This window comes from Actinopolymorpha sp. B11F2 (assembly GCF_040195635.1).
Lineage (GTDB): Bacteria > Actinomycetota > Actinomycetes > Propionibacteriales > Actinopolymorphaceae > Thermasporomyces.
Genome location: NZ_JBEFTX010000004.1, coordinates 350791 through 376323 on the forward strand (window position 1 = coordinate 350791; position 25533 = coordinate 376323).

Genomic DNA, 25533 nt, shown 5'->3' on the forward strand with positions numbered 1-25533 from the left:
CCCCTGCGAAAGGTTCGTCGATGCCATCAGATTCGCCCACGCCGTCGAGTTCCCCGGCCAGACGTCCCAACGTCATCGTGGTCTTCACCGACCAGCAGCGCTGGGACACGACCGGCGTGCACGGGAACCCGCTCGACCTCACGCCGAATTTCGATGCGCTGGCGCGGGCCGGAACCCATGCGGTACAGGCGTTCACGCCACAGCCGGTGTGCGCACCCGCCCGTGCGGCGATCCAGACCGGGGTCTATCCCACGTCGTCCGGCGTCTATCGCAACGGCCGCATACTTCCCGACGACGCCCGCACGCTCGCCCACCACTTCGGATCGGCCGGCTACGCGACCGGCTACATCGGCAAGTGGCACCTCGCCAATACCGAACCCGTGCCGGAGGCGCAGCGCGGCGGCTACCAGTCGTGGCTGGGCGCCAACGTGTTGGAGTTCGTTTCCGACGCCTACCGCACGACGGTGTTCGACGACTCCGGTACGCCGGTGATGCTGCCCGGCTACCGGTCCGACGCGTTGATCGACGCGGCGATCCGGTTCGTTGCCGATCGCTCGTCGCCCGACGGTTCCGGCGCGGCCACGCCGTTCTACCTCTTCCTTTCGCTGATCGAGCCGCACCACCAGAACGAGGTCGACACCTATCCGGCGCCCGAGGGTTACGCGGAGCGCTACCAGGGCAGGTGGATGCCGCCCGACCTGGCCGCGCTGTCGGCGAAAGGGCTCGGCACGGCGCACCAGCACCTCGGTGGCTATTGCGGACAGGTACGCAGGATCGACGAGGGGTTTGGCCGGCTGCTCGACGCGCTGCGGAGCATGGGACTGGCCGACGACACGATCGTGGCGTTCACCTCCGACCACGGCAGCCACTTCAAGACCCGGAACACGGAGTACAAGCGGTCATGCCACGACGCCTCGATCCGGGTGCCGCTGGCCCTGCGGGGTCCGGGCTTCGACGGCGGCGGTGCGTTGGATCGGCCGGTCAGCACGATCGACCTACCGCCGACGCTGCTCGACGCGGCGGGGTTGGAGGTGCCGGCGCAGATGCAGGGGCGGTCGTTCCTGCCGTTGCTGCGCGACCCTGCGTCCGAGTGGCCGGACGAGGTGTTCGTCCAGGTCAGCGAGTCCGAAGTGGGCCGGGCGGTGCGTACGTCCCGGTGGAAGTACTACGTCGTCGACCCCGACGCGCACCCGTGGAACGACGCCGCTGGGACCCGGTACGTGGAGACGGCGCTCTACGACCTCGCCAACGATCCGTACGAACTGGTCAACCTGGCGGGGATGCCGTCGCACCGCAAGGTGGCGGACGACCTGCGGGCGCGGCTGGTCGCGCGGATGCGCGAGGCCGGCGAGGCGGAGGCGCAGATCGAGCCGGCGCCCACCGTGCCCGCGGTCGCTCAGCGCAGAACCGACCCGGCCGTCCACACGTCGACCCGTACGCCCACCCGCTTCGGCCACCAGCCGCCCGCCAGCGGGTGAACCCTGCGCAAGACCTGCAGGTCGCCGCGTATGACGGTGAGCGCCGGGCAATAGGGCGGCGAACACCGGAGAATGACCACGCTGAGCATGCGTCTGCTCGCCCGAACAGGCGCCACGCGCCGCGGGCCTCCACAAGCCTGCTCGCCTAGGTCACTCAGGCTCCACAAGCCTGCACACCAAGGTCACTCAGGCTCCACAAGCCTGCACACCAAGGTCACTCACCCCGCCAGCCAGGCGTCTGCTCGCCGGAACAGGCGCCGGCACTTTGCGGGAGTCCACAAGCCTGCTCAGCGTGGTCAATATCCGGGCCGGGCAAGGCGTCTGTACACCGGGACAGGCACCGACACGCTGCCGGGTACCACATACCTGCTCAGCGTGGTCATTTGCAGGGGCGCGCGCTACGCCTGCAGAGCGTCGAGATAGGCCGCTACCTTGTCGTGGCCGAAGTGCGCCGCCCAGCCCCGCGGAGTGTCGCTGAACGTCGGATCCGCGACACCCCGGTCGGCACCGCGCTCGACGAGAAGCCTGACCACCTCGAACTCGCCCGCCCCGGCGGCGTAGTGGAGCGCCGACGCACCCGGTTCGCCCGCCGCGAGGTCGACCGGAAACCCGAGTTCGACGAGCAGGCGTACGACATCCCACCGCTGGCGGGCGGCGGCCAGACGCAGCAGGTCCGGTTGGCCGGACCGCGCCACGTCGACCACGCCGGGATCGGCGGCCCGCAACGCCTCGGCCACTGCCACGTCACCCCCCAGGCAGGCGGCAACGAACGGCTCCCGCGGCCGACTCGCACGGTAGAGGTCGCGCACGACCGCGATCTCGGCACCGTGGTGGATGAGCTCGTCGAGGATGTGCAGGATGAACGACAGCCGCGTGTGTGCGGCGTACGGACCGGCGATCGGGCCCATCGTCGTACCCAGCCCGTCCTCGTCGACCGCCGTCAACCGGCGGCGCCAGGCGGCGTGGGCGCGGTCGAGCGCCCGCAGTGCGTCGGCCGCGGTGCCGGGCACGGTCGGTTCGCCGTCCTCAGGCGTCGGCGCAACGTCGACCCAGGTCGCCGTACGTTCGGCCTGGAGAACGTCGATGACGTGGCTGATCCGCCAGGCGGCAGTGGTGAAGGGCGCGGGCTCCGGCGGCAGAGCCGCCGAGTCCATGGCGAAGGTCCCGTCCCCCACCGCGCGCACGGACCAGCAGTCGGGCGCGGGATCCCAGAGGTACTCCTCGTCCGTGAGCCCCGTGAGCCGGGTCCGCAGCCGGCTCCAGGCGTAGTCGGACAGGCCGACCAGGTCAGACTTGAGGTGGGTCATGCCCGACACCGTACGACGACTCGCGGACAGGACAGGTCCTCGATTCCTGATCGACTCCGGTGACCACTCGAATCGCGACAACCGGGTCCTGAGAGACTTCGTACGCGGGCGCTGTCTCCGGTCGCGCGCCGATCCCCGCCGGAGAACCGAGCCCGCCCCGACGAAGCCATGCCCTTCCAGAATGTGGAGACCGCCACCGATGCTCGACCGCGCCGCCGTCGACGCCCTCTTTCCCGCCGACCTTCCGGAGCCGGCGGACTGGGAGCAGCGCTATCCACCGCGCGACCTGCCCGAGGGAGCGAAGGTCACCCGGGTCGGTCCGTCACCCACCGGCTCGCCGCACATCGGTCTCATGTACGTCGCCATGATCGACCGCGACATCGCACACTCCACCGATGGTGTGTACTTCCTCCGCGTCGAGGACACCGACCAGGCGCGGGAGGTCGCGGGGGTGCTCGAACAGTTCGAGCGGGCGTTCGTGTACTTCGGGATCACGCCGGACGAGGCAGAAGGCGTAGCCGGACACGGAGAGTCCGGGGCCTATGGTCCGTACCGGCAGACACAGCGCTCCCTCATCTACCAGTCGTACGTCCGTGAGCTGCTCCGCCAAGGCAAGGCCTACCTCTGCTTCGCCACCAAGGAGGACCTCGAACGCACCACGAAAGCACAGCAGGCGGCGCGGCTTCCCACGGGCTACTACGGCAAATGGGCGACGTGGCGCGACGCGCCCGCGGAGGAGGTCGAGAAGCGGCTCGCCGCCGGGGAGGCATACGTCGTGCGCTTCCGCTCGCCGGGCGAGACCGGTGCGCGGACCCGCTTCGTCGACGCGATCCGCGGCCCGCTGGAGCACGAGGCCAACCGCAACGACGCCGTGATCCTCAAGTCGTCCGACACCGAGCCACGGCTGCCGACCTACCACTTCGCGCACGCCGTCGACGACCACCTGATGCGGGTCAACCTCGTGATCCGAGGCGAGGAGTGGATCTCGTCGGTGCCGCTGCACCTGCAGCTGTTCGAGGCGTTGGGCTTCGAGCCGCCGGAGTACGCCCACATCGCGCCACTCCTCAAGCAGGAGGGGGGCAGCAAGCGCAAGCTGTCCAAGCGCAAGGACCCGGAGATGTCGGTCGACTTCTACATCGAGGCCGGTTATCCCCGGGAGGCGGTGCTCCACTACCTGCGCGGACTGGCCAACGGGCGGCTCGCCGAGCTGCCGCTGGACGAGGCGCTGGCGACGCCCATCTCGTTGGCCGAGTTCGGGGTTGCGGGTCCACTCTTCGACGTCGTGAAGCTCGAGGACATCAGTGCCGACCACATCGCCGCCCTGTCCGGCGAGACGATTCTGGAGGCGGTCAAGGAGTGGGCAGCGACCTACGACCCGCCAATGCGGGCGGTGCTGGACGGCGAGCGCGACCTGGCGCTGCGTGCGCTCGCGGTCGAACGGGAAGGGGTCGACAACCCGCGCAAGGACCTGCGCAAGTGGTCGGACTTCCGTCCGGCGTACGGCTTCTTCTTCCCGGGGCTGTTCGAGGTCGTCTCCGACGCCGCTGATCCGCGGCTCGGTGGGCTGGCGCCGGAGCTCGTACGCACGGTGGCGGAGGAGTTCGCGTCCGGCTACCAGCCACTCGACGACCCGCAGGAGTGGTTCGGTCAGATCCGGACGCTGGCCGCGCGGCACGGGTTCGCCAAGAACGCCAAGGAGTACAAGCGGGATCCGGATGCCTATCCGGGGTCGATCCGCGAGGCGGCGCAGGTGATCCGGGTGGCGCTCACGGGTTCGACGCGGAGTCCGGACCTCTTCGCGGTGGCGCAGGCGCTGGGGCCCGAGGAGGTCGTCCGCCGGACCCGCGCTCTCGCTTCCGGCTGAGCGGCCTGATCCCGTCGCGGGTTCGTTGACAGTTGCCTACCCCCAGATGCCTACCCTCCGACGAATGCTGATCCCCTCGTGATCATGATCGTGATCATGAAGGGAAACGGGGTCATAGGTCCGCGTGACGTTCACCGTTCTGTTTGCGTTCATGATCGTGGTTCCGCGACCTCCGACTCCGGACCACGAAGGAGACCGGGTAGCGAGACCGGGTAGCGAGACCGGGTAGCGAGACCGGGTAGCGAGACCGGGCCATAGCGCGGTCATGAAGCGAAACCGGACCATGAAGAGAAACGGGGCAATACGCACGCCAAAGCTTCATGATCACGGGGAGGCGGCGCCGGCGGGACGTTCGCGGAGGAGAACAGGCCGTCAGGCGAGGTGGGGGAACCAGAGGGCGATCTCACGCTTCGCCGACTCGGGCGAGTCCGAGCCGTGAACGAGGTTCTCTCGGTTGGACAGGGCGAGGTCTCCCCGGATCGTCCCCGCCGCGGCCTTGCGGGCGTCCGTCGCACCGCACATCAGACGTACGACCTCGATCGCCTCGTCACCCTCGAGTACCGCGGCAACCAGCGGACCACTCGTCACGAAGTCGCGCAACGGCGGGTAGAACGCCTTCTCCACATGCTCGGCGTAGTGCCGGTCCGACATGGCACCGTCGATCGTCCGCAGGTCCATGGCGACAAGGGTGAGCCCCTTGCGTTCGAATCGGCCAAGGATCTCGCCGACAAGACCGCGGCGTACGGCGTCGGGCTTGAGTAGGACCAGGGTGCGCTCGGACACGCGTCAACTCCTCCAGAGGCGATCAAACGTGCGCAGCGTAACGGGTCTGTGCGGCCACGCTCACCGCGCGCCCCTCACGTATCCGGGTCTCGCCGCTGCCCGCCCTCCGGTTCAGCCGGCGCGCCCTCCGCACCCTCACGCTCGGCAACCTCACGCTCGGCAACCTCACGCTCGGCACCCTCACGCTCAGCACCCTCACGCTCAGCACCCTCACGTTCCGCACCCTCACGCTCGGCGCCCTCACGCTCGGCACCCTCACGTTCAGCGTTCTCGCGCTCCGCGCGCTCCGCCGTGATCCGGCGGTCGAGGCGCAGGCACACGAACCACAGCACGGCAAAGATCGCCCCGAGGAGGAACATCAGCGGTACGACGAACCCCAGCCCGATCGCGACGACCTGCAACACCGAGCCCGCGATCCGCCCCACCCGGTAGCGCAGCAGACCCGTCACCACGAGGCACGCCACCGCGAGTCCCGCACCCACCGTGCCGGCGAGCCCTCCGTCCACATCACTCAGTGCGACCGCGACCGGAATCGCGAGCGCGACGATGATCGCCTCGAACACCAGGATCGCCGACAGGACCGGACGCATGACCGCCAACTCACCCGGCCCCGAGCAGGACCCGCGCCTCGCCGGCGGTGATGACGGACCCTGTGATGAGGACGCCGCCGCTGCCGAGGGCGGTGCTCTGTTCCTCGGCGAGCCGGACCGCGAGGTCGATCGCGTCGTCGAGGCCCGCGGCCGTCTCGACCCGATCCTCGCCGAAGATGTCGACGGCGACCTCGGCCAGTTCGGCGGCCGGCATCGCCCGGGCGGTGGAGTTCTGCGTACACACGATCCGGTCCATCACCGGCTCGAACGCCTCCAGCACGCCTTCGATGTCCTTGTCCTGCATCATCGCAACACAGCCGACGAGCGGCTCGAACGAGAACGCCTCCCCCACCGCAGCCGCTGTCGCCCGCGCGCCATGCGGGTTGTGGGCGGCGTCGAGCACGACCGCCGGGCTCCGGCGTACGACCTCCAGCCGACCGGGTGAGCTCACCCCCGCGAAGCCGGCCCGGACAAGCTCGGCGTCCAGGCCCTCGCCTTCGGTCACGCCACCTGCGAGGAACGCCTCGACCGCGGCGAGCGCGCACGCGGCGTTGTGCGCCTGGTGGACGCCGTGCAGCGGGAGGTAGATCCCGTCGTACGTCCCGGACAGCCCTTGGATCGTGACCTGCTGCCCGCCCACGGCGAGCTCACGTTCGACGACGCCGAACTCCAGCCCCTCCCGCGCCACGCTCGCGCCGACCTCGGCGGCCCGCCGCATCAGGACCTCGGCGACCTCCAGCTCCTGCTGGGCGATCACCGCGACGGCTCCCTGCTTGATGATGCCGGCCTTCTCCTCCGCGATCTCTGCCGGCGTACTCCCGAGGTACTTCGCGTGGTCCACCGCGACCGGCGTGACCACGGCCACCTTGCCATCGGCGACGTTGGTGGTGTCCCATCGGCCGCCGAGACCGACCTCGATGACGGCAACGTCGACCGGTGCGTCGGAGAACACCGCGAAGCCCAGCGCGGTGGAAGCCTCGAAGAACGACAGCGGCCGGTCGAGCTTGCGGTCAGCGAGTTCGAGGAAGGGCGCGAGCTCTGCGTACGCGTCGACGAACCGGTCCGGCGCCACCGGCTCCCCCGACAGGCTGATCCGCTCGCGCACCTCGGCCAGATGCGGGCTCGTGAGCCGGCCGGTTCGCAGGCCGAACGCCACGAGCAGCGCGTCGATCATCCGGGCCGTGGTGGTCTTGCCGTTCGTACCGGTCAGGTGGATGACCGGCGCCGAGTGCTGCGGGTCGCCGAGCAGTTCGCAGAGGTGGCGGATTCGGTCGATGTCGGGTCGCTCGATCGACTTGTGCTCGGCGAGCCGACCGAGCAACGCCTTCTCCGCCTCGACGTACGCCGAGCCGGCAGACTTCGCGTTCGCACGCTCCTCAGGACTGGCCATGCCTGCCTTCGATCGCTGACTGGGTCACCCACGTATTGTTCCGCGCCGGTCGGCCCACGCGGTGAGAGGGGGTTCATCGAGCTGGCAGCGCGCCGACGGGTGGCCGCACTATCACGCGTCCACCGACGTGCCGCTAGCCGGAGGCGTCGGCGAAGGGGTTCTCCACGGTGAGAGCGCCGAACGTTCGGCCGTGCTGGAGGTCCTCGGTGAGCAACCTGCTCGCACCGGCACGTTGCGCGGCTTCCACGATGAGCGCGTCCCAGAACGACACCGACTGCCGCTCGTGCAACTCCGAGGCGGCCAGGATCAGACCTGCATCGGGCCGCACGAGCGGCCAGTCGGCGTAGACCGCCAGGACCTCGCGCGCCTCTGCGGGCGACATCGGTGGTGAGTATTTCCTGATCGCCGTGGCGTAGAACTCCTGCAGGACCTGGATGCTCAGCACACCCGACGCAGTCCGCCATAGTTCTTCAAGCGTGGCCTGCGCGACGGGCCGCTTCTTGGTCTCCGTGAGGTCATGGGCATAGACAAGCAGGTTCGTATCCACAAACGTGAGCTGCCGGACCAGTCTCAGCGGTCGTACAGGTCGTCCCTGCTCCACGTCCGGCCTCCCCGTGGCTTCGCGTCTGCCATAAGTCGGCGGGCATGCCGCCATGACTCTTCGTACCGTTCGTCAGCCTCGACCAACTCGACAAGCTGCTGTGCAACGAGCTGGCTCACTGAGGTGCCGCGCTTGGCGGCGAGGACGCGCGCCTTGGCGATCGTTTCCTCGTCCAGTTGGACGGTGAGGTTTCGCTTGCTCATGCCCACAGTCTCCCACGTGGAGCACGTCACAGCCACGAGATTCCGGCCGCCTCATACCGAACATCTCGTCAGGTTTCGGGCAGACCGGCCAGCTGGCTCTCGATCCGGGCGATCTCGGCATCGGCGGATGCGAGCTGGCCGCGGACCTTCTCCACCACGGCGGCCGGCGCCTTCGCCAGGAAGTCCGCGTTGTCCAGCTTCCGGCCCGCCTGGTCGCGCTCCTTGCGGGCGCTGCCGAGGTCCTTCTCGAGGCGCTTGCGCTCGGCGCCGACGTCGATCGTGCCGGCGGTGTCGAGCTCGACGGTGACGTTCTCGATCAGCACCGATGCCGTCCGCGAGAAGCCGTCACCGGGCGCCTCGAGCCGCAGGAGGGTACGAATGGCCCGCTCATGGGACGCGAGAACGGTCGCGTTGATCCCCACCAGCTGGGCCGGCACGCGCTGACCTGGCTTCAGGCCCTGGTCTGACCGGAAGCGCCGGACCTCGGTCACCAGCCGCTGCAGTGACCCGATCTCCGCCTCCGCCTCGTCATCGGCGTACGACGGGTCGGCGGCCGGCCACTCCGCGACGACCACCGACTCGCCTCTCGTGACGGCGAGCCACAGCTCCTCAGTCACGAACGGCATCACCGGATGGAGCAGCCGCAGCAGGCGGTCGAGCACGTGTCCAAGGACCGCCCGCGTGCCGTCAGCCGCCGCACCGCCTGCTGTCAAGGTCGTCTTGGCAAGCTCGAGGTACCAGTCGCAGAACTCGCTCCACGCAAATGCCTGGATCGCCTCGCACACCTTCGCGAACTCATAGGTCTCGTACGACGCGTCGACGTCGGCGATCAGCCGGTGCAGCCGGGAGAGGATCCACCGATCGGCGGCCGACCGCTGGTCGGCGGGTGGCAGCGGCAGGGCGGGGTCGGCACCGTTCATCAGCGCGAAGCGGGTCGCGTTCCACAGCTTGGTGGCGAAGTTGCGGGAGCCCTGGCACCACTCCTCGCTGACGGGTACGTCGGAGCCGGGGTTGGCGCCGCGGGTCAGGGTGAACCGCGTCGCGTCGGCGCCGTAGCGGGTGATCCAGTCCAGCGGATCGACGACGTTGCCGAACGACTTCGACATCTTCTTGCCGTGGGCGTCGCGGACCATGCCGTGGAGGACGACGGTCCTGAAGGGGACGGAGTCGACGGGGCCCTTGTCCTGCATGGCGTAGAGCCCGAACATCGCCATCCGCGCCACCCAGAAGAAGAGGATGTCGTAGCCGGTGACCAGAACGCTGGTCGGGTGGTAGCGCGCGAGGTCGGGCGTCTCGTCGGGCCAGCCGAGCGTCGACACCGGCCACAGCCCGGACGAGAACCACGTGTCGAGGACGTCCTCGTCCTGGGTCCAGCCGTCGCCGGTGGGAGGCTCGTCGTCCGGGCCGACACACAGGACCTCGCCGGCCGGGCCGTACCAGACGGGAATCCGGTGCCCCCACCACAGCTGCCGGGAGATGCACCAGTCGTGCATGTGGTCGACCCAGGAGAAGTACCGCTTCGCCATCTCGGACGGGTGGATCTCGATCCGGCCGTCGCGTACGGCGTCGCTCGCGGCCGCGGCCAACGGCTCCACCCGGACGAACCACTGCAACGAGACGCGGGGCTCGACCACCGTGTCGCAGCGCTGGCAGTGGCCGACGGCGTGGCGGTACGGGCGTACCTCCTTCACGATCCGGCTCTGCTCCCGCAGCGCGGCGACGACGGCGGGACGTGCCTCGAACCGGTCCAGCCCCTGGAACGGACCGTGGGCGGTGATGACACCGTGCTCATCCATGATCGTGATACTCGGCAGGTCGTTCCGGCCGCCGATCTCGAAGTCGTTGGGGTCGTGCGCCGGTGTGACCTTGACCGCGCCGGTGCCGAACTCCGGGTCCACGTGGACGTCGGCCACGATCGGGATCCGCCGCCCGGTCAACGGCAGCTCCACCTCGGTGCCGACCAGGTGGGCGTACCGCTCGTCGCTCGGGTGGACGGCCACGGCCGTGTCGCCGAGCATCGTCTCGGGGCGTGTCGTGGCGACGACGACGGAGGCGTCCCCTTCGCCGTAGCGGATCGACGTCAGCTCGCCGTCGTCGTCGGAGTGCTCGACCTCGATGTCGGAGAGCGCGGTGAGGCACCGGGGACACCAGTTGATGATGCGCTCGGCGCGGTAGATCAGGTCGTCCTCGTACAGCCGCTTGAACATCGTGAGCACGGCGCGCGAACGGCTCTCATCCATCGTGAAGCACTCGCGGCTCCAGTCGACCGAGTCGCCGAGCCGGCGCATCTGGCCGAGGATCGCGCCACCGGACTCGGCTTTCCACTGCCAGACGCGCTCGACGAACGCCTCCCGGCCGAGGTCGTGGCGGGAGAGTCCTTCCTTGGCGAGTTCGCGTTCGACGACGTTCTGGGTGGCGATGCCGGCGTGGTCCATGCCCGGGAGCCAGAGGGCGTCGTAGCCCTGCATCCTGCGGCGGCGGACCAGGACGTCCTGGATCGTGTGGTCGAGCGCGTGGCCGACGTGCAGGGAGCCGGTGACGTTGGGCGGTGGGATGACGATGGAGTACGCCGGCTTGTCCGAGTTCTCGCCGCCAGCAGAGAAGTACCCGCGCTCGATCCATCGGTCGTACAACCGCTGCTCGACCTCGCCAGGGGCGAACGCCTGCGGCAGGTCGCGCGCGGGGGTGCGCGCCGGGGGCTGCGCTGAGCTTCGGGCCTGCGCGGGAGCCGGTGCTGGGGCCTGCGGGGAGGGATCGGGACGCTCGGGCGCACTCATGCGGTGCAGTGTAGGGACCCTCCCGCCCCACCCCGCGATGGCGGTCGGGCGGGTCGGCGGCAGACTCGTGCGGGTGAGCGAGCCGACGGAATCCTCCTATGTCGTACGACCGGCGAGGGACAGCGACGCCGACTTCATCGCGCTGATGACGCTGGAGGCGTTCAACTGGGATCCCGACCGGACCCCCTTCACGATGGCGCAGTTGCTGGCCGATCCGGCGCTCGCGAAGTACGTCGAAGGCTGGCCGGCGTCCGGGGAGCAGGGCGTGATCGCGGAGACCTCGAGCACGGCCGGCGGCGGAGATCCCACAGCGACCGGCGCGGATTCCACGTCGACCAGCGCCGATTCGGGGTCGACCGGCACGGTTTCGAGGTCGACCGGCGCCGGTTCGAATTCGATCGGCACGGGTCCTGTGCCGGTCGGGGCGGCGTGGTGGCGGTACTTCTCGTCAGCCGAGCCGGGGTACGGCTACGTGGCCGACGACGTACCCGAGATCGGCATCGCGGTCGTGGCGTCGTGGCGCGGCCGTGGCCTCGGGCGGGCCCTGCTGCGCGGGATAGCCGACCGGGCCAGGGCCGCCGGAGTCTCCCGGCTGAGCCTGAGCGTGGAGCGTGCCAACCCGGCCGCCCGCCTCTACGCCTCAGAGGGGTACGAGATCGTCGCCGTCGACGAGTCCGCCGAGACGCGGGTGAAGCACCTGCGGTAGATGACCACGCTGCCCATGCAGGTTGTCACCCGAACAGGTGTCGACGCATCTCCAGGTTCCACAGGCCCAGTCAGCCAGGGCCAATGGCCGCGCCCTCCGACAGCCGAACCCGGCTCCGCTCCCCACAGACCCAGCCAGCCAGGCCAATGGCCGCCCCATCCCGACAGCCGAACCCGGCTCCGTCCCCACATACCCGGCCAGCCAGGCCAATCGCCGCGCCCGACGTCAGGCGCGGGCGGTGCGCCGGAGCCAGAGCAGGCCGAGGACGGGGAGGACGAGCGGGATGAAGAGGTAGCCGCGCCCGTACGCCGACCACACCGTCTCGTCCGGAAACGCCGCCGGGTCGAGGACGCTGAACGTCCCGATCGCAAGGACCCCCGCGAGTTCGATCCCGCACGCGGCGTACGCGACCGGCCGGGCGACGCGACCGCCACGGGCCAGGGCGACGGTCGCCACCACGTAGACGATGGCCGAGAACGCCGAGAGTGCGTAGGCCACCGGCGCCTCATCGAACCGCGACGCGATCTGGACCGCCGCCCGGGCGCTGGCGGCCACCGCGAAGACCGCGTACACCGCGACGAGCACCCGGCCGGGCCCGGACCGGGTCGACCTGGGGTGGCCGCCGCCCGGCGCCGACGTTCCGGGTCGTCGAGGCCGGTCAGGGGTCTCGAGCCCGTCAGACACCGGCCCACACCTGTTGCAGGCGTACAACGAGAACGACGACGACCAGTCCGCCGACCCCGAGGACCACGCCGCTCCACCGGTTGCGTTCCGACGCGGCCCACAGGACAGCGATCGGCAGCACGAGCACCGAGACGATGAGGTACGCGAGGAACGTCGCGAACTCCGCCGGCCGCTCACCGCTCAGCATCAGCACGACCGCGGCGATGAGCTGGCCGATCAGCGCGAGCTCCAGCAGCGCGGCTCCGCCGACCAGAACGATCCCCGGGATCCGGTTGAGCAGGCCGGTCAGCAACGAACCTACGGAAAACACCAGCCCCAGCACCACGAGCACGGTCACCAGGACGCCGATCATCGCGCTTCCTCCGTCGGGTGGGCATGCAGGTTTCCCCGCATTGTAGTACTACGTACGGTAGTAGAACTGCGGTGGGTCGAGGCTTTGGGTTAGCATTGGCCCCGATGGCTAACGGAGCGCACCCTCACAGCGTCCACGCCCGCGTCGGCAGCGCACGGGCGCGAGTAGCCACGCGCCTCTGAGCGCTCTCCGACCCCTCTCGTTCTTCCGACCTTTGCCGTGGCACGCCCACGACGCGTGCCGCGACATCTCGAAGGTGAGCCATCCATGCTGCCTGTCCACATGCCTACCTCCCGGCAGATCCCTGCCCGGCCCTCCCTCGACGGTCTCGAGGACAAGTGGCTGCACTCCTGGGACGCCAACGACACCTACCGGTTCGACCCCACAGCGCCGGCCGAGCAGATCTTCTCGATCAACACACCCCCGCCCACGGCGTCCGGCGACCTGCACGTCGGCCACGTCTTCTCCTACACCCACACCGACATCGTGGCCCGCTTCCAGCGCATGCGCGGACGCGAGGTCTTCTACCCCATGGGCTGGGACGACAACGGCCTGCCCACCGAACGCCGGGTGCAGAACTACTACGGCGTCAGGTGCGATCCGTCGTTGGCGTACGACCCGAACCTCGTCGCGACGCCGCGTAACCAGCGCCCCAAGGCGATCCGCGACCAGCAGACCGCCATCTCCCGGCGGAACTTCATCGAACTCTGCGAAACTCTGACCCTGCAGGATGAGCAGGCCTACGAACGACTCTGGCGTCAGGTCGGGCTCTCGGTCGACTGGTCGCAGCTCTACACGACGATCGGCGCAACGGCCCGCCAGGTGTCGCAGCGGGCGTTTCTGCGCAACCTGGCCCGCGGCGAGGCCTACCAGGCGGAGGCACCGACCTTGTGGGACGTGACGTTCCAGACCGCGGTCGCCCAGGCCGAACTCGACGACAGGGAACGTCCCGGAGCCTTCTACCGTGTGGCGTTCCACGCCGACGAAGGCTCTGACAACGCCCGCCCGAACGAGTACCCCCGCACGATCGAGATCGAGACCACCCGGCCCGAACTCCTGCCTGCCTGCGTCGCACTCGTCGCGCATCCAGATGACGCGCGCTACCAGCCGATGTTCGGATCGACCGTGCGTACGCCGGTGTTCGGTGCGCGGGTCCCGGTCCTCGCCCATCGGCTGGCCGATCCCGAGAAGGGCACCGGGATCGCCATGATCTGTACGTTCGGCGACACCACCGACGTCACCTGGTGGCGCGAGCTCGACCTGCCGATCCGCGCGGTGATCGGACGTAACGGACGGTTCCTCGCCGATCCGCCAGAAGGCCTTGCCCCACAAGGGAAAACGGCGTACGCGGAACTCGCCGGCCACACTATCAAGCAGACACAGCGGCGGATGGTCGAGCTGTTGCGCGAGTCCGGCGAGCTGATCGGCGAACCTCGTGAGATCACCCATCCGGTGAAGTTCTACGAGAAGGGCGAGCTGCCGCTCGAGATCGTGACCAGCCGGCAGTGGTACATCCGTAACGGTGGAACGGATCCGAGGCTACGTCAAGCTCTCCTTGCGCGTGGTCGCGAGCTGGGTTGGACCCCTGACTTCATGCGCCACAGGTACGAACACTGGGTCGAAGGGCTGACCGGCGACTGGTTGATCAGCCGGCAACGGTTCTTCGGGGTGCCGTTCCCGGTGTGGTATCCCCTGAATGCCGCGGGCGATCCGGACTACGACCGGCCGCTCCTGCCTGGTGAGGACCGGCTGCCGGTCGACCCGGCGTCGGACGTTCCCGACGGCTACCGCGCAGACCAGCGCGGCGTTCCCGGTGGGTTCATCGCCGACCCTGACGTCATGGACAGCTGGGCCACCTCGTCCCTGACGCCGGAGATCATCTGCGGGTGGGAACGCGACCCGGACCTGTGGGCGAAGACGTTCCCGATGGACCTGCACGCCCAGGCCCACGACATCATCCGGACCTGGCTCTTCGACACCGTCGTGCGTTCCCACCTCGCTCACGACTCGCTGCCGTGGAAGCGTGCGGCGATCTCGGGCTTCGTGGTGGACCCCGACCGCAAGAAGATGGGCAAGTCGACCGGCAACGCCAGTACGCCGATCGACGTGCTGCACCGCTACGGCACCGACGCCGTGCGCTGGCGGGCAGCCGGTGCCCGGCCGGGTCTGGACTCGCCGTTCGACGAGGCGCAGATGAAGGTCGGCCGGCGGCTCGCGACGAAGATCCTCAATGCCAGCAGGTTCGTGCTCGGGCTCGGCTCGGCCTCGCCCGATCCCACGCTGGTGACCGAACCGCTCGACCGTGCCCTGCTCGCCCGACTGGCCGAGGTGGTGCGGGCGGCGACGGAAGCGCTCGACGCGTACGACTACACGAGCGCCCTGGAGACGGCGGAGCGGTTCTTCTGGGACTTCTGCGACGACTACCTGGAACTCGTGAAGGACCGTGCGTACGCCGGTCAGGGTCGCGAGGACGGTGCTGGTAACGGCGGTGCGAACAACGCGGGGAGTACGTCTGCCAAGGCGGCCTTGACACTGGCCCTGTCGGTGCAGCTGCGGCTCTTCGCGCCGTACATGCCGTTCGTGACCGAGGAGGTCTGGTCATGGTGGCAGGAAGGTTCCATCCACCGTGCGTCGTGGCCGAGCGGCGAGGAGTTCGCCCACCTGGACGGCGACCCAGCCCTCCTGAGCGCGATCAGCACTGTTCTCGCGGCCGTCCGCGGAGCGAAGTCGGCTCGCAAGCTTTCCATGAAGGCAGAGCTGTCCCGGGTCACCGTGCGCGGGGCGCAAGCCGAGCTTGACAGGATCGCCGCAGCGGCTGCGGACCTCCGCAACGCCGGCCGGATCGGAGTCATCGACCTGCATCCGGACGCGGACACGGCCGTGACGGTCGACGCCTGACCGCCTCGTCAGTTGTTGGAGGTTCGTCGCCCTAGAAGCCGATGAACCTCCAACAACGCTATGGCGCTCACCTGGTCAAAATGGTGCGTCCAGCAGCGCTCGGAGGCGTCTCGCTACGCCCTGCGGGTCGGCCCGAAGGATGGCACTGGGTATCCGGACCGTGGGTTCGCCCAGTTCCAGCAACGCGATGTCCCGATCCATATCGGCCCACGCAGCCAGGACGTCGAAGTGGGCGGCGCCATCGATCTCGACGTTGAGAACTCGACCATCCCGCCGGATGAACACCGCGTCCAGGTAGCGGATCCGGCCATCTGCTCCTCGGCGCCGGCGTTGGCGCTCCGGCGTTGGGAGACTAGATCGCCGGCACAGGCGTACGAAGTCCAGCTCGGACAGCGCCTGGGCACCGCCTTCGACGTCGTGGAGGACAGCCAGCAGGTAGCGCCGGTGGCGGACATGACCTGCCGCCTCGAGCTCTGTACGCAGCTGATCAGGTCGAGCCAGTCGTTGCTGGACGCCTGCCGTGACGATCGCTGCCGCCCGGCGCGGGAACCTTGTCCATGCCGCGGCATCCACGAGCGCCCGGGTGATACGCACGGTCGGAAGTAGGCGAGCGGGATGGCGGTGGCCGGTGTCGAAGCGGCGGGACACGTGCACCTTGACGCCGGGGTGGCTGTGCGGCACCCAGGCGTCCTGGACTACGACGACATGGATCGTTTCGGTCTCGAAGCCGCGGAGCCCGAGCTCTTCCGCGGCGGTGAGTCCAGCGAGTGTCGCGGTCGCACCCGCGTTCAGGACGGCGACCCACCTGCGCTGGCGAGTGGTGAGCGGACCGCGATGGAGGACGACGGCACGATGGCCGTACGCCGCCCATCGTCTGGCGGTCACCTCGCTCGCGACGTGGTCGGCGTCCCAACCGAGGTCTGCAAGCTGCGCTCGCGAGACCACACCGTCCTGGTCGGCGGCGAGCGCGGTGAATGCGTCACGGCTGGGCCTTCGCACACTTCGTGGCATGAAGGGAAAGCGTGCCGTCCTTCTGCCGCTCGTGCAGACGGTCATCCACAGCCGCCGCGCTGTGGACAACTCCTCCCGCCTGCCGGGTTGTTGGAGGTTCGTCGGCTTCTATGCCGATGAACCTCCAACAGGTCATCGCGGGCAGGAACGCCTAGCGGAGGTCGCCGTTGGTGAAGCCGGGACTCGAGGGTGGCCAGGCCACCAGACCCAGCTCGGCGGGACTCGCCAGCCGCTCATGATGCGGCAGGATCCGCACCGTGTAGCCGACGGGGCCGGTCCTGTCGAAGTGGACCTCCCCTTCGTAGCGATACCGCCCCGCCTCATACGCCTCGGCCTGCTTCAACGACACCGCGGTCGGGTCCCTCAGCTGGTCGGAGTCGTCCACCCGGCCGTGCAGCACCTGCACGTCGACGTCCTCCGGCGCGAGCGACCCCAGGCTGACGAAGACCCGCAACGCGGCCGAGCCACCCAGTTGGGCGCCATCGCCGGCGCCCGTCGACTCCACATGGTCGACGCGTACGCCGGACCAGCCGTCACGCACGCTGCGCTTCCATGCCGCGAGCGCCCGCGCCCCGTCGAACGAGGAGTTGAGCGCCCGGGAGCTCTGGGCCGCCGGCGTGTACAGCTCGCGTACGTAGTCACCGACCATCCGGCTCGCCAGCACCTTCGGCCCGAGCGACTTCAGCGTGTGCCGCACCATCTCCAGCCAGCGGCGCGGCAGGCCGGCGGCGTCACGGTCGTAGAAGCGCCTCGCGACCTGGTTCTCGACCAGGTCGTACAACGCGGTCGCCTCGAGCTCGTCCCGGCGGTAGGCGTCGTCCACCCCGTCGGCGGACGGGATCGCCCAGCCGTTCTCGCCGTCGAACCACTCGTCCCACCAGCCGTCGCGGATCGAGACGTTGAGCCCGCCGTTGAGTGCCGCCTTCATCCCGGACGTCCCGCACGCTTCGTACGGGCGCAACGGGTTGTTGAGCCACACGTCGCAGCCGGTGACCAGCGGATGCGCCAGGGACATGTCGTAGTCGGGCAGGAAGACGATCCGGTGGCGCACCTCGGGATCGTCGGCGAACCACACGATCTCCTGGATGAGCTTCTTGCCACCGTCGTCGGCCGGGTGCGACTTGCCGGCGATCACCAGCTGGATCGGCCGCTCGGGGTCGAGCAGCAGTCGCTTGAGCCGCTCGCGGTCGGTGAGCATGAGAGTGAGCCGCTTGTACGAAGGAACCCGCCGGGCGAAGCCGATCGTCAGCACGTTCGGGTCCAGCGCGTCGTCGATCCAGCCCAGCTCGGCCTCGGAGGCACCACGGGCGAGCCACGCCTTGCGCAGTCGCGCGCGGGAGAACTCCACGAGCCGGGCCCGGAGCTTCGCCTTGGCCGACCAGATCTCCGCCATCGGGATCTGGTCGGCGACGTCCCAGGTGCCGGGGGCATCGACGATCCCGGCGAGGCGGTCGTCAGGATCGCCCGACCCGTCGGCGCCAGCCTCGAGCTCGCTCATCTCCCGGGCGACCCAGGTCGGAGCGTGGACGCCGTTGGTGACGGAGATCACCGGAAGCTCGGTGGCGTCGAAGCCGGGCCACAGCCCGGCGAACATGCCGCGGCTCACCTCGCCGTGCAGGGCGCTGACGCCGTTGGCGCGCTGACCGAGCCGCAGGCCCATCACCGCCATGTTGAACAGGCCTGGGTCGCCGCCCTCGTAGTCCTCGGCGCCGAGTGCGAGCACCTGGCCGATCGGGATGCCGGCGCCCACCGCGCCGCCATCGCCGGAGCCCGAGCCTGCGGCAGCGCCGGACCCGTCGTGCCCGCGCTCCCATGACGCGGACGTGGCCACCGGCGTACGCGCCCACACGGTGAAGTGCTGCTCCACGAGCTCGCGGGTGAACCGGTCGATGCCGGCAGGGACCGGAGTGTGGGTGGTGAAGACGGTGCCGGCCCGGGTGATCTCCAGCGCGGCGTCGAAGTCGAGGCCGTGTCCCTCGACGTACTCCCGGATCCGTTCGAGGCCGAGGAAGCCCGCGTGGCCCTCGTTGGTGTGGAACACCTCCGGTGGGGTCGCGCCGGTGATCCGGCTGTAGACCCGCAGGGCGCGTACGCCGCCGATGCCGAGCAGCATCTCCTGCAGCAGCCGGTGCTCGGTGCCGCCGCCGTAGAGCCGGTCGGTCACGTCCCGTTCGAGGGGCTGGTTGTCCTCGATGCCGGAGTCGAGGAGGAGCAAGGGCGCCCGGCCGACCTGGGCGACCCAGATCTGGGCGGCGAGCTGCCGGCCACCAGGCAGCGCGACGCTCACCCGGGCAGGCGTACCGCCCGCCTCGCGGAGCAGCGTGAGCGGCATCGCCTGCGGATCGACGATCGGGTAGCGCTCCTGCTGCCAGCCTTCGCGGGAGAGCGACTGGACGAAGTAGCCGTGGCGGTAGAGCAGGCCGACACCGATCAGCGGTACGCCGAGGTCGCTGGCCGCCTTGAGGTGGTCGCCGGCAAGGATGCCGAGGCCGCCGGAGTACTGCGGAAGCACCGCGCTGATCCCGAACTCGGGTGAGAAGTACGCAATCTGGCGCGGAGCATCCGGCCCCTGCGCTTGGTACCAACGGTCGCTCGTGAGGTAGTCGCGCAGGTCGTCCGCGGACTCTCCGAGGCGGGCCAGGAAGCCCTGGTCGGAGCCCAGTTCGGCGAGGCGCTCGGCCGTGACCTCGCCCAGCAGGCGTACGGGATCATGGCCGCTCGCCTCCCACAACTCGCCGTCGACGGCGGCGAACAGGTCCTGGGTGGGCGGGTGCCACGACCAGCGGAGGTTGAGGGCGAGGTCGCCGAGCGGCGCGAGCGGCTCGGGGAGCATCGGACGGACGGTGAAACGACGGATGGCACGCACGAGGGCACACGCTAACCCAGCGCCATCTCCGACACGCCGTGGGGCCTGCTCTGTCGTTGCAGAACAAGCAAGGTTTTGCAGCCGCTCCGGGGGAACCACCCGGGTATGAACCTGCTGCTGGTCGGCCTCGTGGCGGGCCTCGCGTTGGCGGCGCGGCGCCAACCGTACCCAACCCGAGCATGCCCTGGCTCTACCCGTGATACTGGGATGAGTAGGTTCACCGCTGTGTCTCAGCGTCGATCCCGAAACAACCGATCCCACGCCCGCCCATCCCCCAGCTCCCGGACTTCCATGGCTCCCAACGAGATGCCCCAAGACCCCAGGCAGCAGGCTCACGGCGCGCCGGATCCCGGCCGCGGCACCATCACCTCGGGGGAGGTCGCCGAAGCGACCGAGGCCCCCGAGGTCACGGAGGGGACCGAGACCGAGACCCCCGAGGTCGCGGAGGTGACCGAGACCGAGACCCCCGAGGTCGCGGAGGTGACCGAGACCCCCGAGGTCGCGGAGGTGACCGAGGCCCCCGAGGTCGCGGAGGTCGGCGAGGACACCACCGGTGCGCGCCACCGGCCCGACCCGGCAGCGGACCGGTCCTGGGCCCCGCACACCGTCATCGGCCGGATCCCGATCATCTCGGTGGATCCGGTCGTACGCGCCGGCGGGCAGTTCCCCGCGAAGGCCGTCGTCGGCGAGGCGTTCACGGTCGCGGCGACGATCTTCCGCGAGGGCCACGACGCGCTCGGCGCCAATGTCGTCACCCTCGGCCCGGACGGGCACACCCTCGGCTGGATCCCCATGCGCCCCGGCGAGCCGGGGACCGACCGGTGGTTCGCGGAGATCCGTCCCGATGCGGAGGGTGACTGGACCTACACGATCGAAGCGTGGGGCGATCCCGTGTCCACCTGGCGGCACGCTGCGGAGATCAAAGTCCCTGCTGGTCTCGACGTCCCGCTCATGCTCGCCGAGGGCGCCCAGGTCCTCCAGCGCGCGGCTGTCAACCTTCCGGCGGCCGACCAGGCCGGTCGCGCGATCCTCGAGGCGGCGGTCCACGCGCTCCGTGACGACTCCCGCCCCGCCGAGGCCCGGCTGCATGTCGCCACGGCGCCGGAGGTGTCCGACGTCCTGGCCGCGCACCCGCTACGCGACCTGCTGACCGCCTCCGAACCCTTCCCGCTGCGGGTCGACCGCGAGCGGGCGTTGTACGGAAGCTGGTACGAGTTCTTCCCGCGGTCCGAGGGCGCCTACCTCGCCGCGGAGGATGGCCGCTGGGTCTCCGGCACGTTCAAGACCGCCGCCGAACGCCTGCCCGCCATCGCCGCCAACGGCTTCGACGTCGTCTACCTGCCACCGATCCACCCGGTCGGCAAGGTCAACCGCAAGGGCCCCAACAACACCCTCGATCCTGGGCTCGGCGATCCCGGCTCGCCCTGGGCGATCGGGTCCGACGAGGGCGGCCACGACGCCGTCCATCCCGACCTGGGCACCCTGGAGGACTTCGACGCCTTCGTGGCCCGCGCGGGCGAGCTGGGCCTGGAGGTCGCGCTGGACCTGGCCCTGCAGGCCGCGCCCGACCACCCGTGGGTCGCCGAGCACCCCGAGTGGTTCACCACGCTGTCCGACGGAACCATCGCCTTCGCCGAGAACCCGCCGAAGAAGTACCAGGACATCTACCCGCTGAACTTCGACAACGACCCCGAGGGGATCTACGCCGAAGTGCTGCGGATCGTCCGGCACTGGATGGACCACGGCGTACGCATCTTCCGGGTCGACAACCCGCACACCAAGCCGGTGCAGTTCTGGGAGTGGCTGCTCGCCGAGATTCGTACGACCGATCCGGACGTGCTCTTCCTGTCCGAGGCGTTCACCCGGCCGGCGATGATGCAGACGCTGGCCAAGGTGGGCTTCCACCAGTCCTACACGTACTTCACCTGGCGCAACACCAAGCACGAGCTCGAGTCCTACCTCACCGAGCTCAGCCGCGAGACGTCGGCGTTCCTGCGGCCGAACTTCTTCGTCAACACCCAGGACATCCTGACCGCGTTCCTGCAGGACGGCGGGCCGGCGGCGTTCAAGATCCGCGCCGTCCTGGCGGCGATGCTCTCCCCCACCTGGGGTGTCTACTCCGGCTTCGAGCTCTGCGAGCACCTCGCCCTGCGTCCGGGCAGCGAGGAGTATCTCGACTCCGAGAAGTATCAGTACCGACCCCGCGACTGGTCCGCCTACGAACCGGGCGGCGAACGCGAGGGCCAGTCGATCATGCCCTATCTGCGCCAACTGAACGACATCCGCCGTGCACATCCGGCCCTGCAACGCCTGCGCAACCTACGCTTCCACCATGTTCCAGACGACAGTCTGCTCGTCTTCTCCAAGCGCGAGCAGCTGCCGGACGGCGACCACACCGACGGGCAGCGCGACAGCGCTCGCAGCGGCGCAGCCGACACCGTTATCGTCGCAGTCAACCTCGACCCGCACGGGACCCGTGAGTCGGTCGTTTCCCTCACCATGCCCGACCTGGGCCTGGACTGGCACGACACCTTTGTCGTGCACGACGAGCTGACCGGCGAGACCTGGCGCTGGGGACAGCACAACTATCTCCGGCTCGACCCCGCTGTCCAGCCGGCCCACATCCTCTCCCTCCGACGAGGTATCGCATGATCCAGACTGCTGCCCCAGGGGACCGCCCGTCCGGGACCTCCGGCGGGCGCCCTCCCGACCCCAGTTCCACGTCGACGGCCGGTTCCACATCGACGGCCGGTTCCACATCGACGGCACCGGACGCCAGCGCGTCCGGCGTGGTTGGCGGCCTCGGGTCGGATCCCGAGTGGTACAAGCGGGCGGTCTTCTACGAAGTGCTCGTCCGTTCCTTCGCCGACTCCACCAGCGACGGGATCGGTGACATCAGCGGGCTGCGGGAGAAGCTCGACTACCTCGAGTGGCTGGGTATCGACTGCCTGTGGCTGCCGCCGTTCTACGCCTCGCCGCTGCGCGACGGCGGGTACGACGTGGCCGACTACACCGCCATCGCGCCCGACATCGGCAGCCACGACGACTTCGTGTCGTTCGTCGAGGCCGCGCACGCCCGGGGTATCCGGGTGATCATCGACTTCGTCATGAACCACACTTCCGACCAGCACCCGTGGTTCCAGGCGTCCCGCAACGACCCCGACGGTCCGTACGGCGACTTCTACGTCTGGGCCGACACCGACGAGGGATATCCGGACGCGCGGATCATCTTCGTCGACACCGAGACCAGCAACTGGACCTTCGACCCCGTACGCAAGCAGTACTTCTGGCACCGGTTCTTCTCCCACCAGCCGGACCTCAACTTCGAGAATCCGAAGGTCTGCGAAGCGATCATCGACGCGCTGAAGTTCTGGCTCGACCTCGGGATCGACGGGTTCCGCCTCGACGCCGTGCCGTACCTCTTCGAGGAGGAGGGCACGAACTGCGAGAACCTCCCGAAGACCCACGAGTTCCTGCGCCGGATCCGCAAGGAGGTCGACAAGGAGTACCCCGACCGGGTGCTGCTCTGCGAGGCCAACCAGTGGCCGGCCGACGTCGTGGAGTACTTCGGGGATCTCGGCAGCGGTGGCGACGAGTGCCACATGGCGTTCCACTTCCCGGTGATGCCCCGCATCTTCATGTCCGTACGCCGGGAGTCGCGCTACCCGATCTCGGAGATCATGGCGCAGACGCCGAAGATCCCCGACCGTTGCCAGTGGGGCATCTTCCTGCGCAACCACGACGAGCTGACGCTGGAGATGGTCACCGACGAGGACCGCGACTACATGTGGGCGGAGTACGCCAAGGACCCCCGCATGAAGGCGAACATCGGGATCCGCCGGCGCCTCGCTCCCCTGCTGGAGAACGACACCAACCAGATGGAGCTGTTCACCGCGCTCCTGTTGTCGTTGCCCGGGTCGCCGGTGCTTTACTACGGCGACGAGATCGGCATGGGCGACAACATCTGGTTGGGCGACCGTGACGGCGTACGTACTCCCATGCAGTGGACCCCGGACCGCAACGCCGGCTTCTCCGCCTGCGACCCCGGCCGGCTCGCGCTGCCGGTCATCATGGACTCGATCTACGGCTACCAGGCCGTCAACGTCGAGGCCGAACTGCAGAACAGCTCCTCGCTGCTGCACTGGGTGCGCCGGATGATCTGGGTACGCAAGCAGAATCCGGCGTTCGGTTCCGGTTCGTTCACCGATCTTGGGGGTAGCAACCCCAGCGTCCTGTCGTTCGTTCGGGAACAGGGCGACGACGCGGTGCTCTGCGTCAACAACCTGTCCCGGTTCCCGCAGCCGGTCGAGCTCGACCTGCGCCGATGGGAGGGGGTCGAGCCCATCGAGCTGATCGGCGGGGTGCGGTTCCCGAAGATCGGCGAGCTGCCGTACCTGCTGACCCTCGGTGGCCACGGGTTCTACTGGTTCCGGCTGCCCCTACCCACAGGTGAGGAGCCCTTGGCCTGAGGCAAAGCGACAGGGCGAGACGACACTTCCTCGAGTCAACACACTCTCGAGTCAACACAGTCTTGAGACGACACCGCTCTCGAGGAAGGCGACCGAAAGGCGATGATGGGACAAGCCGCTCAGACCACCGGTCTCCATGACTATCTCGAACGCCAGCGATGGTTCGCGGGCAAGGGACGAGAGTTCACCGTGGAAGCCATCCACCCCCTGAGCTGGCTCTCCGCACCGCCGGCCGACTCGAACAACACGGCCTGGCCCGCGGTCCGGATCGAGCTGGTGACCGTTCGCTATGCCGACGGGGGAGGCAACCTGGTCGACGTCTACCAGCTCCCGGTCTCCTACCGGCGCGAACCGGAGGACCACCTCGGCCACGCCGCGATCGCCGACTGGGCCGAGCCCGAGCTCGGCGGCAAGATCGTCTGGGCCTACGACGCCCTGCACGACAAGGAGGCCACACCGGCCTTCCTCCAGGGTCTGCTGCGTACGACGGTCACAGGCGACCTGGCGTTCCAGCGGATCGGGACCCTGAACGTCGACACCGAGCTGCCGTCGCTGGTGTTGACCGGCGAACAGAGCAACACGTCCCTGGTGTTCGGTGAGGACGTGCTGCTGAAGGTGTTCCGGCGGGTGCACCACGGGCGCAACCCCGACATCGAGGTGCACGAGGCCTTCGCCCGGCACGACTGTGGCAATGTGGCCCGCCTCTTCGGCTGGATCGAGGCGGAGTGGCCCGACGCCGACGGCAAGCCAGGGCGAGGCGACCTGGGGATGTTCAGCGACTTCTTCCGTACGGCGACCGACGGGTGGGAGCTGGCCATCACCAGTGTGCGCGACCTCTACGCCGAGGCCGACCTGCACGCCGACGAGGTAGGCGGCGACTTCGCGGCTGAGTCCCACCGGCTGGGCGCCACGACCGCTCAGATCCACGCCGACATGGCCCGCTACCTCCCGACCGGCGAGTGGGGGCGCGACGAGCTGGTCAGCCTGGCCCGAGCGATGCGGTCCCGGCTGGCCGCGGCGATCGACGTCGTACCGGCCCTGCAGACCTACGCCAGCGGCCTGCGCCAGGCCTACGACGACCTCGAGGGCGCCCTCGAGTCCGTCCAGGTCCAGCGGATCCACGGCGACTTCCACCTCGGCCAGACCATGCGGACCGTCGGCGGCTGGCGGATCATCGACTTCGAGGGCGAGCCGGCCCGCGCCTGGGCCGAACGCACCGCGCTCGACTCCCCGATCCGCGACGTGGCGGCGATGCTCCGTTCGTTCGACTACGCCGCGCAGCACCTGCTCGCCGGCCACGACCACCCCGACGAGCACCAGCTCGCCTACCGCGCGGCCGAGTGGTCAGAGCGCAACCGCTCGGCGTTCTGTGAGGGCTACGGCGAGGTGGCCGGCAGCGACCCGCGCGACCAGGGCGTCCTGATGCGTGCGTACGAAACCGACAAGGCGGTCTACGAGGTCGTCTACGAAGCCCGCACCCGACCCGACTGGATCGGGATCCCCCTCGCGGCGATCCGGCGCCTCGCCGGTTGAACAGTCCGTTGATGAGGTAAT

The 25533-nt window shown here is 69.3% G+C and carries 18 protein-coding genes; 7 read left to right on the forward strand and 11 right to left on the reverse strand.

All coding sequences use genetic code 11. From position 1 onward, the window contains the following. Positions 1–20 precede the first annotated feature (20 nt). The gene (locus ABN034_RS10570) at positions 21–1478 is read left to right on the forward strand and encodes a sulfatase family protein (RefSeq protein ID WP_349690813.1); all 1458 of its coding nucleotides are present in this window, start codon (positions 21–23) and stop codon (positions 1476–1478) included. A gap of 398 nt (positions 1479–1876) precedes the next feature. Here ABN034_RS10570 and ABN034_RS10575 read toward each other — a convergent pair whose 3' ends face one another. Then, positions 1877–2785 (reverse strand): ankyrin repeat domain-containing protein, encoded by a 909-nt coding sequence (locus ABN034_RS10575; protein WP_349690814.1) that lies wholly within the window; start codon positions 2783–2785, stop codon positions 1877–1879. 199 nt (positions 2786–2984) lie between these two features. On the opposite strand from ABN034_RS10575, the gene ABN034_RS10580 reads away from it, so the two are divergent. Then, on the forward strand, positions 2985–4649 hold the full coding sequence (locus ABN034_RS10580) for a glutamate--tRNA ligase (RefSeq protein ID WP_349690815.1): 1665 nt from the start codon (positions 2985–2987) through the stop codon (positions 4647–4649). A 372-nt stretch (positions 4650–5021) separates the two neighbouring features. On the opposite strand, the gene ndk is transcribed toward ABN034_RS10580, so the two are convergent. The 6 genes from ndk to ABN034_RS10610 form a co-directional block, all read right to left on the reverse strand. Beyond that, on the reverse strand, positions 5022–5432 hold the full coding sequence (gene ndk / locus ABN034_RS10585; RefSeq protein ID WP_349326091.1) for a nucleoside-diphosphate kinase: 411 nt from the start codon (positions 5430–5432) through the stop codon (positions 5022–5024). 74 nt (positions 5433–5506) lie between these two features. Then, positions 5507–6022: a DUF4233 domain-containing protein gene (locus ABN034_RS10590; protein WP_349690816.1), complete on the reverse strand. Its 516-nt coding sequence runs from the start codon at positions 6020–6022 to the stop codon at positions 5507–5509. A gap of 10 nt (positions 6023–6032) precedes the next feature. Then, complete coding sequence (locus ABN034_RS10595; protein WP_349690817.1) at positions 6033–7412, reverse strand: bifunctional folylpolyglutamate synthase/dihydrofolate synthase; 1380 nt, start codon at positions 7410–7412, stop codon at positions 6033–6035. Between the two features lie 133 nt (positions 7413–7545). Continuing rightward, a complete protein-coding gene (locus ABN034_RS10600; RefSeq protein WP_349690818.1) occupies positions 7546–7959 on the reverse strand; it encodes a PIN domain-containing protein in 414 nt (137 codons plus the stop codon). A 23-nt stretch (positions 7960–7982) separates the two neighbouring features. Next, positions 7983–8216, reverse strand: a complete 234-nt coding sequence (locus ABN034_RS10605) for a DUF6364 family protein (RefSeq protein WP_349690819.1) — start codon at positions 8214–8216, stop codon at positions 7983–7985. Between the two features lie 68 nt (positions 8217–8284). Continuing rightward, positions 8285–10993: a valine--tRNA ligase gene (locus tag ABN034_RS10610; RefSeq protein ID WP_349690820.1), complete on the reverse strand. Its 2709-nt coding sequence runs from the start codon at positions 10991–10993 to the stop codon at positions 8285–8287. 73 nt (positions 10994–11066) lie between these two features. Here ABN034_RS10610 and ABN034_RS10615 point away from each other — a divergent pair, with 73 nt between their 5' ends. Continuing rightward, positions 11067–11699 (forward strand): GNAT family N-acetyltransferase, encoded by a 633-nt coding sequence (locus ABN034_RS10615; protein WP_349690821.1) that lies wholly within the window; start codon positions 11067–11069, stop codon positions 11697–11699. 225 nt (positions 11700–11924) lie between these two features. Here the strand turns inward: ABN034_RS10615 and ABN034_RS10620 are convergent, their stop codons facing one another. Together ABN034_RS10620 and ABN034_RS10625 are read right to left on the reverse strand one after the other, a co-directional pair. Then, positions 11925–12383 (reverse strand): hypothetical protein, encoded by a 459-nt coding sequence (locus ABN034_RS10620; protein ID WP_349690822.1) that lies wholly within the window; start codon positions 12381–12383, stop codon positions 11925–11927. After that, positions 12376–12735, reverse strand: coding sequence for a hypothetical protein (locus ABN034_RS10625; protein ID WP_349690823.1), 360 nt, complete (start codon positions 12733–12735; stop codon positions 12376–12378). Before ABN034_RS10625 ends, ABN034_RS10620 begins: the two co-directional genes overlap by 8 nt. Positions 12736–13002: 267 nt before the next feature. Between ABN034_RS10625 and valS the strand changes: the two genes are divergently transcribed. Next, positions 13003–15633, forward strand: a complete 2631-nt coding sequence (gene valS, locus ABN034_RS10630; protein WP_349690824.1) for a valine--tRNA ligase — start codon at positions 13003–13005, stop codon at positions 15631–15633. Between the two features lie 75 nt (positions 15634–15708). On the opposite strand, the gene ABN034_RS10635 is transcribed toward valS, so the two are convergent. Together ABN034_RS10635 and glgP are read right to left on the reverse strand one after the other, a co-directional pair. Continuing rightward, complete coding sequence (locus ABN034_RS10635) at positions 15709–16644, reverse strand: putative endonuclease domain-containing protein (protein ID WP_349690825.1); 936 nt, start codon at positions 16642–16644, stop codon at positions 15709–15711. A gap of 151 nt (positions 16645–16795) precedes the next feature. Beyond that, positions 16796–19510, reverse strand: a complete 2715-nt coding sequence (glgP, locus tag ABN034_RS10640; RefSeq protein WP_349690826.1) for an alpha-glucan family phosphorylase — start codon at positions 19508–19510, stop codon at positions 16796–16798. A gap of 291 nt (positions 19511–19801) precedes the next feature. Between glgP and ABN034_RS10645 the strand changes: the two genes are divergently transcribed. From ABN034_RS10645 to ABN034_RS10655, 3 genes are all read left to right on the forward strand, one after another. Next, entirely contained in the window at positions 19802–22162 is a 2361-nt protein-coding gene (locus ABN034_RS10645) for an alpha-1,4-glucan--maltose-1-phosphate maltosyltransferase (protein WP_349690827.1), read from the forward strand. Next, positions 22159–23979, forward strand: a complete 1821-nt coding sequence (gene treS, locus ABN034_RS10650) for a maltose alpha-D-glucosyltransferase (RefSeq protein WP_349690828.1) — start codon at positions 22159–22161, stop codon at positions 23977–23979. Before ABN034_RS10645 ends, treS begins: the two co-directional genes overlap by 4 nt. A gap of 102 nt (positions 23980–24081) precedes the next feature. Further along, entirely contained in the window at positions 24082–25512 is a 1431-nt protein-coding gene (locus tag ABN034_RS10655) for a maltokinase N-terminal cap-like domain-containing protein (RefSeq protein WP_349690829.1), read from the forward strand. Positions 25513–25533 lie beyond the last annotated feature (21 nt).